This is a genomic window from Hymenobacter sp. DG01, assembly GCF_006352025.1.
GTDB lineage: Bacteria > Bacteroidota > Bacteroidia > Cytophagales > Hymenobacteraceae > Hymenobacter.
Window position 1 is genome coordinate 3,502,238 of record NZ_CP040936.1, and the last position, 13,250, is coordinate 3,515,487.

The following is a 13,250-nucleotide window of genomic DNA, read 5'->3' on the forward strand; positions in this document are numbered from 1 at the left end:
AACCGAACGGCTTAGCCCCACTACCAGCGCTACCCCGAAACCCTTTCGTAGCGTTTTAACTTTCTAATTGCCAAACTCCTACTCATTCGTGCCGGTTATTGCAAATCTGACGAGCGACAAGGACTCTGCAGCCCGGTTCGTTTACTTTGGTAGGGGTAGCAGAACCCCTACCCCACCGGCAACGGTCAGACGTTTCTATCCGTCTTTGTACATCTAACTTTCCCCTCGTGCGCGCCCTCTCTGCTACCAATAAGTATCTGATTCGCTACAAGTGGCACTTCCTTGGGGGGGTGCTGTTTGTGGCCCTAAGCACCCTGCTGGCCATCTTCCCGGCTCAGATTGTGCGCTACGCCTTCGATCTAGTCAGTGAAGGCATTGATCTGTATCATTTGTACGCGGGTACTCAGGCCCAGAGCGGGGTGTACGAGCTGTTCGGACGCAACGTGCTGCTCTACGGCATCCTGATTCTGGTGATGGCCCTGCTGCGCGGCATCTTCCTGTTCTTCATGCGCCAAACGCTCATTGTGATGAGCCGGCACGTAGAAAACGACCAGAAAAACGAAATCTACCAGCACTATCAGTCGCTGCCGCTGAGCTTCTACCGCCGCCACAGCACCGGCGACCTGATGTCGCGCATATCGGAAGACGTAGGGCGGGTGCGCATGTACATCGGGCCGGCGCTCATGTACTTCATGCAGCTCGTGATTCTGTTCGTGCTTATCGTGCCGCTCATGTTCATGGTGAACGTGAAGCTGACCATATACACCCTGCTGCCCCTGCCCATCCTGAGCGTGAGCATCTTCTACGTCAATAACCTGATTGAGAAGAAGTCCGATGAGATTCAACGCTCCCTGGCCTCCATGACCACCTTCGTGCAGGAGGCATTTTCGGGTATTCGGGTGCTGAAGTCGTTTGTGCGGGAAGAGGATTCGCACCGGCAGTTTGCCGAGGCCTCGGAACACTACAAGGAGAAGTCGCTGAGCCTGAACTTTGTCAACTCCCTATTTTTCCCGCTGATCCTGTTCCTGATTGGCTTGAGCACCATCGTTACCGTGTGGCTAGGCGGGCAGGAAGTTATCCGTGGCACCATTACCACGGGCAGTATTGCGGAGTTCCTGATCTACGTGAACCTGCTCACCTGGCCTGTAACGGCCCTGGGCTGGACCTCCTCCCTGGTACAGCGCGCCGAGGCCTCTCAGGCCCGCATCAACGAGTTTCTGCACCAGCAGACGGATATTGTGTCGCGCCAGAACCTAGAGCTGGACATCAAGGGCGACATTGTGTTTGACCACGTTACCTTCACCTACCCCGACACCGGCATTCAAGCCCTCCGTGACGTATCGTTCCGCATCCGGCCGGGCCAGACGCTGGCGGTTATCGGCAACACCGGGGCCGGCAAAAGCACCGTGGCGGCCCTGCTCTCCCGCCTCTACGATGTCACCAGCGGCAGCATCCTGATTGATGGCGTAGATGTGCGCGACCTTTCCCTACGGGCTTTGCGCGGCCAAATCGGCTACGTACCCCAGGACGTTTTCCTGTTCTCCGACTCCATCCGCAACAACATCAACTTCGGCCTCGATGAACCCAATGAGGACAAGATGCTGCAGGCGGCCAAGGACGCCAACGTCTATGAAAATATCCTGCGCTTTCCGGAAGGCTTTGACACCAAGGTGGGCGAACGGGGCATTACGCTGTCGGGTGGCCAGAAGCAGCGCGTGAGCATTGCCCGGGCCTTGGTGAAAGAGCCCAAGATTTTGATTCTGGACGATGCCCTATCCGCGGTGGACACCAACACCGAAAACGCCATTCTGGGCGCCTTGCAGCGCATCATGCACAACCGCACCAGCCTCATTATCTCGCACCGCGTAAGCAGCGTGAAGCTAGCCGACGAAATCCTGGTACTCGACGACGGCCAGATCGTGCAGCACGGCACCCACGAGGACCTGATGCGCGACGAGCAAGGCCTGTACCGCGCCCTCTATGAGCGGCAGCTGCAAAGTGAGGAAGCTTAGCTCGTCGTCAGCTACGCTAACAAAAAAGGAAGGCCTACCCCATCTGAGCGGGGTAGGCCTTCCTTTTTGTTAACGTAGCGGGTAAGTAGCTCCTGCTATCGGACGCTTTAAATTACTGTCCAAGCACCACCCGCTTCATACCGCGCCGCTCCCCGGAGGTGCATTGCACGATGTAGGAACCGGCTGGCAGGTTGCTTACGTCCAGCACGGCCGCCGCGTCGCCCGAAATCAGGTCCCGGGTGATGACCGGGCGGCCATCGGTGCCATTCACTTCTACCCGGGTAGGGCCCGTGGCATTTGTCCGGACGGTGAGGCGCTTGGTCAGGGGGTTGGTTTCGGCCCGCACCTTCAAGGCATCCGTATTGGGGGTGGGGTCGGCCATTTTATCGGTAATCAGGGCCGGGGGCGTGGCCGCTGAGGCCGTAGCACCGCCCTGGGCCCGTGCTGAGTGGCTGCCCAGCACAAACAAAGTCAAGAAGAAACCTAAGAAAGTAAACGTTTTCATACGCAGCCTTATGCAAAGAGTGTGAACGATACGGTCGTGGCAAAAGTAATGAATATCCACCCCAAAACGGGGTAGCTGAACCGGAGCAAGAAACGCGCCAGGCATTTTTTTCTGTTACTCCGCCTTTTGCCTACCTCACCTAACTTACACAAAGATAACACACTACTCCGGCAGAAACTATGCACCGGGGCTGGCTTGTTGGCACCTCGCAAGAAAAAGGTGACGCTAAACTTGCGTAGTAGCACACCAAGTGCTTACATTTGTGCCATAATTCTATCGGGGTGTAGCGTAGCCTGGTATCGCGCCAGCATGGGGTGCTGGAGGTCGTAGGTTCGAATCCTGCCACTCCGACGGAACAGTTTACTGTCCGAGAAAGCCGCTGAACTTAGGTTCGGCGGCTTTTTTAGGCCGTAAGCTGAAATACAGAATACCTCATATATGCTCAGGCTAGCATATATTTTCGGGGTGTAGCGCAGCCCGGTAGCGCGCTACGTTCGGGACGTAGAGGCCGTAGGTTCGAATCCTGCCACCCCGACTCTGGTATTCTCTCTTACAAAAAAGCCCGCTGAGCTCTGGTTCAGCGGGCTTTTTTGCGTTTACGGGCTTCTGTGGCCTGCTTATCCGCCCAATGAATTTACCTAGAAGTTAGGGGCTTAGCCCGGCGCACTAGCAGTCCGTGGTGGGCAAATGCCAGCTCAACTGTACTTTCGCGCCATCATTTCTTTACTACCCCTTATTATGAAGAAAATACTCTGTGGAATTGCTCTGCTAGGAGCCTCAGCCACTGCTCAAGCTCAGATTTCCGCTGGTACTACCTTGTTCTCCGGCTCTATTGGCTACTCCAGCCAGAAGACGGAAACCTCCTCTACTTTCCCCAACAGCGTAAACCGGGGCTCAAAAAACGAACAGTTTGACTTCAGCCCTTCTGTTGGTTATTTCCTGGCCGATAACCTGGCGTTGGGAGTAAGCGCCGGAGCTACCCTTAACCGGGAGCGGACGGATGATTACCGTGACCCTAACGGCAATTACTACGTGATGGGCACCGACCGCAAAACCCGTGCACTTACTGGGGGCGTATTTGCCCGCTACTACAAGTTTGTGGGCGACAAAGTAGCCTTGTACGGGCAACTGGGTGGCGGCTATCAGAACGTATACTACTCGGGTTATCAGAATGGCCTGAACTATAACTACAGCAACCGTCTGCAGGGCTTCTACGCCAACCTGACGCCTGGCATCGTTTTCTTTCCCATCGATAAGCTGGGCCTGGAACTAACGCTGCGCGGAGCCAGCTACACCCGCCTAACCGATAAGGATGAGAATGGCCGTTACGAAGGCCGTAGCACGAATAGTAGCTTCGAGTTTGGCTTCGGCCTGAGCGACTTTCGCCTCGGGGCTTCCTTCTACCTGGGTCGTTAACGAGCCCGGCCCTTACGCAAATCGCCCCTGCAGAACAGTTTCTGCAGGGGCGATTTGCGTAAGGGCTGGGCTGATTCTGATTACTTTACCACGGCCAGTACCTCGGGCTCCCCCTTGTCGGGGAAGCGCTCCAGGTACACATTCTGCAGGGTGAGCTTATTGGCCGCGGCGTACTCCTTGATACCGGTATAGAGCTTGTCGGGGGCCAGCAGGTAGCTGGCATCAATGCGGGCGTGTACTACCTTCTGCCCGGCCGCGAAGGCGCGGTAGCGGTAGTTGGCCGGGAGCTGCTGCGAAACGGTATCGGCCACTACGATGCCCACGAACACCTTGGCCGCGTCGCGGGAGCTTTCCGGACTGTTGTAGAAGATGTTGCCGAAGTCGCCGCGGATCTTGCCGTCTTTACGAAGCTGGTAGGCTTCGCGGGTCAGGTCGCCGAAGGCTTCATCGTTGGCAGGTCCTTCATAGTAACGGCCAGCCAGGAAATAAGGGGTTTCTGTAGTTTCCTGTGTAATCGTAGGTGCTTTCAGGCCGCCCATCTTCCAATAGGCCACCGAAAAACCGATAACGAGTAGTAAAGCCAGCGCCAGAAAAATCTTATTCATGCAGTTGAAGAAGTGCGGTGAGGGTACGTGTTGCCACAAAGGTAACGAGCAGGAAACGCCTACCCCCTCTTCCCTACGACAACACGTCTTTGTACTGCATCTGGTATAGGTTGGCGTAGAAGCCCTGGTGGCGTAGCAGCTCCTCGTGCGTGCCGGCCTCCTTGATTTCGCCTTTGTCGAGCACAATGATTTGATCGGCCTTCTGGATGGTGCTCAGGCGGTGGGCTATAACCAGAGAAGTTCGGCCCTGCATCAGCTTCTCAATGGCCTGCTGAATTAGCTCTTCGGTTTCGGAGTCAACAGAAGAGGTAGCCTCATCCAGGATAATAATGCGCGGCTGGTACACCATGGCCCGCACGAAGCTGATGAGCTGGCGCTGCCCTACAGAAAGGGTAGCACCACGCTCCATCACCTGGTAATCGAGGGCACCCGGCAGCCGCTCAATAAAGCGCCGGGCTCCTACCAGGTCGGCTGCTTCCCAGATCTGGGCGTCGGTAATGTCGGTTTTACCCAGGGTGATGTTGTCGCGGATGGTGCCGGCGAACAGAAATACATCCTGCAGCACTACCCCAATGTGGCGGCGCAGGTCCTTGAGGTCATACTCGCGCAGGTCGTGGCCGTCAATCCGGATGGTGCCCTTGTTGATTTCGTAAAAGCGGCTCAGCAGGTTAATAATGCTGGTTTTGCCGGCGCCAGTAGCTCCCACAAATGCGTACGTCTGCCCGGCTTTAATAGAGAAGTTGACATCGCGCAGTACCCACTCCTCGTCGTTGTAGGCAAACCATACGTGCTCGAAGTTCACATCGCCGCGCAGGTCGGTGGGGGTATAGGTGCCGTTATCGGCTATCAGCTCTTTGCTGTCCAGCAGTTTCAGCAGGCGCTCCGTGCTCACCAGGCCCAGCTGTAGGGTATTGAACCGGTCGGCAATCTGACGGATGGGCCGAAAGAACAGGGCGTTGTACATGATGAAGGCAATCAGCGCCCCCTTCGAAATAGTGCCCTCAATCTGCCCCTGGGCTGCATACCACACCAGCAGCCCTACCCCCGCCGCGGCCAGCACCTCGGCCACGGGAAAGTAGATGCTGTAGTAAAGTACCGAGCGGATGTTGGCGCGGGTGTGCTCCTGGTTGATTGCCTTGAACTTGCGCAGTTCCCGTTCTTCGTTGTTGAAGATCTGTACCACGTTCATGCCTGTCAGGTGCTCCTGCACAAAAGAATTCAGGTTGGCTACGGCCGTGCGCACCTCCTGAAACGACTTTTTCACCTTTTCCTTAAACACGTACGTGCTGAACAGCAAGGGCGGAATCACGGATAGGCTGACCAGCGTCAGGCGCCAATCGATGTAAAACATGAACGACACGATGAACACCAGCTGTAGAATGTCGCCAATCATGGCTGCTAGCCCCTCGCTGAACACATCCGACAGGGTTTCCACGTCGGAGATGTTGCGGGTTACCAGCACGCCGATCGGGGTCTTGTCGAAGAATTTCAGACGCAGATCCAGAATGTGCTTGTAGAGGTCCACCCGGATGTCGCGCACGATGTACTGGCCCAGCCAGCCTCCAAAGTAAGTTTGGAGGTAGCTAACAATGGCGTGGGCGACCAGCAGCACCAGTAGCAGCCCGAACATGCGGTTCAGCCCGTTCCAGTCGCCCTGCTCAATGGTCACGTCCACCATCCGCTGAATAAGGAAGGGGCGCAAAGTGCCCAGCACAGCCGTGGCTACCGTCAGGAAAATCAGAAAGTAAAAGATGCGCTGATACGGCCGCACATAGGCCACCAGCCGCCGCAGTACCTGCCAGTCGAAGATGTTGCCGCTTTTCGTGGCCGTAGTAGCTTGCTCCATGGAGGGGTGGTAGCGTTGATAATAGGATGAAGTAACAGACAAGGCAGCTGATTGTGAGACTGCGCAGGCGGCGCAGAACCTGGCCCCAAGTCTCCTACCCTATCTACACTCGTGAGAAGTACGGTAAACCGGTTGGTAGCGCTATGTTTTGCAGCAGCTCGGCCGGATATTCTACCCGGCACAGAAAAAGCCCGTTGGCCAAAGCCGCGCCGCTGGCATGCACCCTATTGAGGCTGCGGAATATTTCGCCGAATTCCTGGGGGCTCATCTTGCCCCGCCCCACGGTCAGCAGCGTGCCTACCACCAGGCGCACCATACCGCGTACAAACCGGTTAGCCCGAATTCGGAACACCAGCCCCCCAGGCACTTCATGCCAGCCAGCCTCAAAGCACGTGCAGATGTAGTGCTTCTCGCTACCCTTTACTTTGGAAAAACTGGTGAAGTCGTGTGTGCCCAGCAGCATAGCGGCCGCCTCGTTCATGGCTGCCACATCCGGCGCCCGGTCCAGGTACAGGCTGAAATTCGGCGCAAAGGGGTCGGGCGTAACGCGCACATGATACTCGTATGTGCGGGCCGTGGCATCGAAGCGGGCGTGTGCCTTGTCCGGCACCGGGTGCAGCACTTGGGCCTGGATGTCGCGGGGCAGCGCCCGGTTCAGGCGGTAGAGGAGGGTAGGCAGGTCCAGCGCTTCCGGCAACTCCGCATCAAAATGCGCCACCTGGTGGCTGGCATGCACCCCCGAGTCGGTGCGGCCGCTGCCCAGCGAATATACCGGCTGCCGCAGTACCTGCGAGAGGCAGCGGTCCAGTTCCTGCTGCACCGTGAGGGCGCGTGGCTGGATTTGCCAGCCGTGGTACTGGGTACCATCGTAGGCCAGATGAAGAAAGTAGCGCACGTTTTCTGGGATGATAAAGAAAGTAAATAGCCTCTGGGACAGAAGCCGCATCAGCGCTACCCCGAACGACCTTCTGCGGCGTCCTCAAACCTCCAAGGCGTTCCACAAAGAATCCGGCTGCTGTCTTTTCACCTCAGCTTGTTCCCGCACACTGCCGGCGGCCGGATGATTGGTAAGTGCTACGGCATATAAGCGGCGGCTGACGAAACAGGTTAGCGAGCAGGCAGCATCCGCCCACGCAGCAAGGTTAGCCAGGCCGTTACCCCACAGCTCTGATAAAACACTTCTTGACAACTTCTACAGCTCGTCTCAGAACAACAGCAGGGCTGAGGTATTGGGCCGCACCTGCAATCTGCATCGGGAAACAAATTGCATTGGTCTGCCTATTCACAGATTAAAACGTCTTGGCAGGTACTCCCAAAACGGGTCGGTTGTTGGCCGCAGCCGCTGCAACTAAGTCCTTCCTAGCCGTCGGGAGCTTAAGCGTTGAAGCTGGAAAAGCAGGTAGTATCAGAAGGCAGGGCTGAGACGGTTTACTACATAACTCACCTCAGCCCTGCCTGCTTTATATCTTTTCGTAGATAACAGCCGCTCCCTGGCCTACCCCCACGCACATGGTAGCAAGCCCATAGCGCACGTTGTCACGCCGTTGCATCTCATGCAGCAGCGTAGCCGTGATGCGCGAGCCGCTCGCGCCCAGAGGGTGGCCAATGGCGATAGAGCCGCCGTTCACGTTTACTCTGCTGGGGTCCAGATCCAGGTCGCGGATACAGGCAATGCTTTGTGCTGCAAATGCCTCATTCAGCTCAATCAGGTCCATATCGTTGAGCGTAAGCCCGGCCCGCTGCAATACTTTTTGCGTTGCTGGCACTGGTCCCAGGCCCATATAAGCCGGGTCCACACCCGCCACGGCCGAGGCTACTACCCGCGCCATGGGCTTCAGGTTATACCGCTGCAAAGCATCTTCTCCCACCAGCAATACCGCAGCCGCACCGTCATTAATCCCCGCTGAGTTACCTGCCGTAACCGTTCCATCCACCTGAAACGCGGGTTTTAATGTAGCCAACTTCTCCAGGCTCGAAAGCCGCGGGGGTTCATCTTGGTCAAATAGGGCCGTATCACCTTTCGGTTGTGGAATGAAAACGGGAGCTATTTCCCGCCGGAAGCGGCCTTTCTCGAAAGCACGCTGGTATTTGCGCTGCGAATCGAAGGCAAACTGGTCCTGCTCTTCACGACTGATACCATAGCGGCGCGCTACATTTTCCGCGGTTTCCCCCATGGCATAAGGATGGTGCATCTTGGCCAGCTTAGGATTCACGAATCGCCAACCTAATGTAGTATCGTGAGCCATGAAGTCGCGCGCAAAAGCCGTCGATGATTTGGCCATCACGAATGGAGCCCGCGTCATGCTTTCGGCACCGCCAGCTAGGTACACGTCACCCTCATTAGCCTTAATGGCCCTGGCGGCATCCATAATGCTTTGTAATCCCGATGCACACAGGCGGTTTAGAGTAACTCCTGGCACCGTGATAGGCAAGCCCGCCAGCAGGGCCGCCATGCGGGCTACGTTGCGGTTATCTTCGCCGGCCTGGTTGGCTGCTCCAATCAGGACATCTTCAATAGCGCTCTTATCTAGGGAGGGGTTACGGCGGATCAGCTCCCGTAGCACGTGAGCAGCCATATCATCAGGGCGGACACTACTCAGAGCCCCGCCAAATTTACCAATTGGGGTGCGGACGGCGTCCACGATGTATGCAGTGGGCATTGCGTTAAATGCGATTATTCCGGTTGTAGTTGGCTACTTTTGCCAGTCGTCTAGACCATTAGCTTGTAAGCCGAACCATCAAAACACAAAGATGATACAAAGAATCCAAAGCGTATTCCTCCTGCTGCTCGCCCTTGCGATGCTAAGCGTTTTGTTTCTGCCTATTTGGAGCAAAACCGACCCTTTCAGTCAGCAAACATTGGTCATGACAGCTACCAAACTGAGCTATACTACCCCTGCTGCGACTAGCCCCCCATCAACAAGTACTTGGCCGATTGCCGCACTGGCAGCTGCTTCAGCGGCTCTAGCCTTACTAGAGATTTTCCAGTACCGTAACCGCTTTACTCAGCTTAAGCTGGGTGCTCTTAACTTACTGTTGATCATTGGCACACTAGGTGCAGGGTTTTACTACTCTAGTATCGGTGAACGGATGCTCAACGTTAAAATGCTTGGCCACTTCGAAGCCGGGTATTATCTACCAACCCTCGCCTTGCTGCTTAATCTTTTGGCCAGCCGGTTTATCCGCCGCGATGAGCAGTTGGTTCGCAGCATGGACCGGCTACGCTAGCTTCCAACACCGGATCATAAAAAAGGCCAGCTCTATTAACAGAGCTGGCCTTTTTTATGATCCGGTGTTGGAGAAAACCCTCTTATTCATTCAGTATTCTTGAGAATCTAAACAAGCTCGCTGCAAACAACATAAGAGCAGCCTATGATTAAGGCAATCTTATACCACAACCTACTTCGTCTGTCCTTAGTAACAGATAAGCCATAGCTGCTGATGGCATATAGGAGCAGCAAAGCCTCATCTTACATTATATAAGTGCCAAGCCACTCCTTGTGACTCTACATGAGTCTTATAAGGTTCAGTCTCATCCACTAGATCGTGGGAGGTCAATGGGCCTATACTCTTGTAAGCTGATTCCCCTAGCCCGATGACGGGCGGTAGGTGCGGGTGCCATTACTTCGGGCCATCTTCCCCGCCATCCGGCCCATTTGCCTGTGCGCGCAGGCGGCCTCGTCCGCGTAGGGACTGGGTATAAATGCCGACTGCCCCCCGCAGCACGAGGTCGCGGGGGGCAGGGCAAGATAAGGTTGGCGGCGACCGACTCTCCCGCCGGTGAAGGCAGTACCATAGGCGCTCCGGGGCTTAACGACTCTGTTCGGAATGGGAAGAGGTGAACACCCGGGCTAAAGCCACCATTATCATAAGGTCTCTTCTGCTTGCGCAGACGAGCCCAGTATCTTAACATAGAGGCAGAGTAGGAAAAAGAAAGGGTTAGAGCTGGTATGCTACAGAAGTGTTCGAGTCCTTAGTACCCCTCGGCTGTGCGATTTCGCGCTCTACACCTAGGGCCTATCAACGTCGTGGTCTCCGACGACTCTTATATATCGGATATCTCATCTTCAGGTGAGTTTCGCACTTAGATGCTTTCAGCGCTTATCTCATCCCAGCGTCGCTACCCGGCGCTGCAACTGGCGTCACAACCGGTGCACGAGCGGCTGGTCCAACTCGGTCCTCTCGTACTAAAGTCAGGTCCTGTCAAATATCCTACGCCCACCACAGATAGGGACCGAACTGTCTCACGACGTTCTGAACCCAGCTCGCGTGCCACTTTAATCGGCGAACAGCCGAACCCTTGGGACCTTCTCCAGCCCCAGGACGTGACGAGCCGACATCGAGGTGCCAAACCTCCCCGTCGATATGAGCTCTTGGGGGAGATCAGCCTGTTATCCCCGGCGTACCTTTTATCCTTTGAGCGATGGCCCTTCCATGCGGAACCACCGGATCACTATATCCGTCTTTCGACCCTGCTCGGCTTGTAGGCCTCACAGTCAAGCCCGCTTCTGCTATTGCGCTCTGCGTACGGTTACCAAGCGTACTGAGCGGACCTTTGAAAGCCTCCGATACTTTTTTGGAGGCGACCACCCCAGTCAAACTACCCAGCAGACACTGTTTCCGTTTCCAGATTAGGTGCCAAACAACACAAGGGTGGTATTTCAACGTTGGCTCCCCCAGACCTGGCGGCCCGGGTTCACAGCCTCCCACCTATCCTACACATGTGTTGTCCAGCATCAATGTCAACCTATAGTAAAGGTGCACGGGGTCTTTCCGTCCCGTGGCGGGTACTCGGCATCTTCACCGAGACTACAATTTCACCGAGCTCACGGCTGAGACAGCGCCCAGATCGTTACACCATTCGTGCAGGTCGGAACTTACCCGACAAGGAATTTCGCTACCTTAGGACCGTTATAGTTACGGCCGCCGTTTACCGGGGCTTCGATTCAAACCTTCGCTTGCGCTAAGTTCCCCTCTTAACCTTCCGGCACCGGGCAGGTGTCAGGCCTTATACTTCCGCTTACGCGTTCGCAAAGCCATGTGTTTTTGTTAAACAGTCGCCTGGGCCTTTTCACTGCGGCTTCTCACATTGCTGTGAGGAAGCGTCCCTTCTCCCGAAGTTACAGGACCATTTTGCCGAGTTCCTTGGCCGTGATTCACTCGAGCGCCTCAGGATGCTCTCCTTGACTACCTGTGTCGGTTTGCGGTACGGGTTATTCTTCAGTAAACGCTTAGCAGGTTTTCTTGGCAGTCTGATTAGGTACACTATCCCGTTGGCCGAGGCCGCCAGGTACTATCAGGTTTCAGCAAAGCAGGCGTACTTGACTACCCACTCTATACCTACACCCTTTAACGAGCACTTCCGTCCGCTCGCGGTACTTTCACTTCTGCGTCACTGCATCACTCCAAAGAATAAGTGCGGGAATATCAACCCGCTGTCCATCGACGTAGCCTCTCGGCTTAGCCTTAGGTCCCGACTAACCCTGCTCCGATTAGCGTTGAGCAGGAAACCTTAGTCTATCGGCGAGGGGGTTTCTCACCCCCTTTATCGTTACTCATGCCTACATTTGCTTTTCTGGCCGCTCCAGCTCGCCTGACGACGCACCTTCACCGCTGACCAGAATGCTCCCCTACCACTTAGCTTAAAGCTAAATCCATCGCTTCGGTACCGGACTTGATGCCCGCGTATTATCGATGCCCTCTCGCTCGACCAGTGAGCTGTTACGCACTCTTTAAAGGAATGGCTGCTTCCAAGCCAACCTCCTGGCTGTCAAAGCAAGTGGACCTCCTTTGTTCAACTTAGTCCGAATTTAGGGACCTTAGCGGATGGTCTGGGTTCTTTCCCTCTCGGCATGGGACCTTAGCACCCCACGCCTCACTGCCGAGTATATCAACGGGCATTCGGAGTTCGTCAGGATTCGGTAGGCTGTGACACCCCCTAGTCCTATCGGTAGCTCTACCTCCCGCTGACTCCACCTCGACGCTGTACCTAAATACATTTCGGGGAGTACGAGCTATTTCTCAGTTTGATTGGCCTTTCACCCCTACCCTCAGGTCATCCAAATCCTTTTCAACGGAAACTGGTTCGGTCCTCCAGTTGGTGTTACCCAACCTTCAACCTGCCCAAGGGTAGATCACAAAGTTTCGCGTCTACCCCCTCTGACTCTGCGCCCTATTCAGACTCGCTTTCGCTGCGGCTCCGAACTTTCAAGTTCTTAACCTTGCCAGAGAGGAGTAACTCGTAGGCTCATTATGCAAAAGGCACGCTATCAGGCCACAAAAGCCCTCTAACTGCTTGTAAGCACACGGTTTCAGGTTCTTTTCACTCCGGTATTCCCGGTTCTTTTCACCTTTCCCTCACGGTACTAGTTCACTATCGGTCTCTCAGGAGTATGTAGCCTTAGCGGATGGTGCCGCTGGATTCAGACGGGGTTTCTCCGGCCCCGCCCTACTCAGGAATCCTCTACCGTGAATAATCAGTTCGTCTACCGGACTCTCACCGTCTCTGGTTGGCCTTCCCATGCCATTCAACTAAGATTACTCAATCAGATGTTGAGGTCCTACAACCCCGCGTTGGCCGTAACCAACCCGGTTTGGGCTCCTCCCCGTTCGCTCGCCACTACTTGGGGAATCATATGTTATTTTCTGTTCCTCCGGGTACTTAGATGTTTCAGTTCCCCGGGTTTGCCTCTACTAAACAAAGTCAGTAGATCCTACCTCTTCAAGATAGGGGGTTGCCCCATTCGGAAATGCCAGGATCACGTGGTATGTGCCCATCCCCTGGCCTTATCGCAGCTTATCACGTCCTTCATCGCCTCTGAGAGCCTAGGCATCCCCCGTGTGCCCTTATCTACTTCTCGTAGTGA

8 protein-coding genes, 2 tRNA genes and 2 rRNA genes are annotated in these 13,250 nt (G+C 55.4%); 5 read left to right on the plus strand and 7 right to left on the minus strand.

The features are described from left to right. Nucleotides 1–227: 227 nt before the first annotated feature. Nucleotides 228–2,012, plus strand: a complete 1,785-nt coding sequence (locus FGZ14_RS14855; RefSeq protein WP_139925010.1) for an ABC transporter ATP-binding protein — start codon at nt 228–230, stop codon at nt 2,010–2,012. 112 nt (nt 2,013–2,124) lie between these two features. Here the strand turns inward: FGZ14_RS14855 and FGZ14_RS14860 are convergent, their stop codons facing one another. Then, nucleotides 2,125–2,517, minus strand: coding sequence for a T9SS type A sorting domain-containing protein (locus FGZ14_RS14860; protein WP_180754368.1), 393 nt, complete (start codon nt 2,515–2,517; stop codon nt 2,125–2,127). A 277-nt stretch (nt 2,518–2,794) separates the two neighbouring features. Here FGZ14_RS14860 and FGZ14_RS14865 point away from each other — a divergent pair. The 3 genes from FGZ14_RS14865 (at nt 2,795) to FGZ14_RS14875 (ending at nt 3,933) form a co-directional block, all read left to right on the plus strand. Next, nucleotides 2,795–2,868 (plus strand) — tRNA-Pro (locus tag FGZ14_RS14865). A 110-nt stretch (nt 2,869–2,978) separates the two neighbouring features. Further along, nucleotides 2,979–3,052: transfer RNA gene (locus FGZ14_RS14870), tRNA-Pro, on the plus strand. 203 nt (nt 3,053–3,255) lie between these two features. Beyond that, nucleotides 3,256–3,933, plus strand: coding sequence for an outer membrane beta-barrel protein (locus FGZ14_RS14875; protein WP_139925012.1), 678 nt, complete (start codon nt 3,256–3,258; stop codon nt 3,931–3,933). A gap of 80 nt (nt 3,934–4,013) precedes the next feature. Here the strand turns inward: FGZ14_RS14875 and FGZ14_RS14880 are convergent, their stop codons facing one another. The 4 genes from FGZ14_RS14880 to FGZ14_RS14895 form a co-directional block, all read right to left on the minus strand. Beyond that, nucleotides 4,014–4,538, minus strand: coding sequence for a hypothetical protein (locus tag FGZ14_RS14880; protein WP_139925013.1), 525 nt, complete (start codon nt 4,536–4,538; stop codon nt 4,014–4,016). A 73-nt stretch (nt 4,539–4,611) separates the two neighbouring features. Beyond that, the gene (locus FGZ14_RS14885; protein WP_139925014.1) at nt 4,612–6,384 is read right to left on the minus strand and encodes an ABC transporter ATP-binding protein; all 1,773 of its coding nucleotides are present in this window, start codon (nt 6,382–6,384) and stop codon (nt 4,612–4,614) included. 103 nt (nt 6,385–6,487) lie between these two features. Continuing rightward, the gene (gene truA, locus FGZ14_RS14890) at nt 6,488–7,279 is read right to left on the minus strand and encodes a tRNA pseudouridine(38-40) synthase TruA (protein ID WP_139925015.1); all 792 of its coding nucleotides are present in this window, start codon (nt 7,277–7,279) and stop codon (nt 6,488–6,490) included. Between the two features lie 565 nt (nt 7,280–7,844). After that, complete coding sequence (locus tag FGZ14_RS14895) at nt 7,845–9,044, minus strand: acetyl-CoA C-acyltransferase (RefSeq protein ID WP_139925016.1); 1,200 nt, start codon at nt 9,042–9,044, stop codon at nt 7,845–7,847. 91 nt (nt 9,045–9,135) lie between these two features. On the opposite strand from FGZ14_RS14895, the gene FGZ14_RS14900 reads away from it, so the two are divergent. Continuing rightward, the gene (locus FGZ14_RS14900; RefSeq protein ID WP_139925017.1) at nt 9,136–9,612 is read left to right on the plus strand and encodes a DUF4293 family protein; all 477 of its coding nucleotides are present in this window, start codon (nt 9,136–9,138) and stop codon (nt 9,610–9,612) included. A 525-nt stretch (nt 9,613–10,137) separates the two neighbouring features. Here FGZ14_RS14900 and rrf read toward each other — a convergent pair. Both rrf and FGZ14_RS14910 read right to left on the minus strand, forming a co-directional pair. Continuing rightward, nucleotides 10,138–10,249: ribosomal RNA gene (rrf, locus tag FGZ14_RS14905) — 5S ribosomal RNA — on the minus strand. Nucleotides 10,250–10,338: 89 nt separating this feature from the next. Then, nucleotides 10,339–13,244 (minus strand): 23S ribosomal RNA (locus FGZ14_RS14910). Nucleotides 13,245–13,250: the final 6 nt, after the last annotated feature.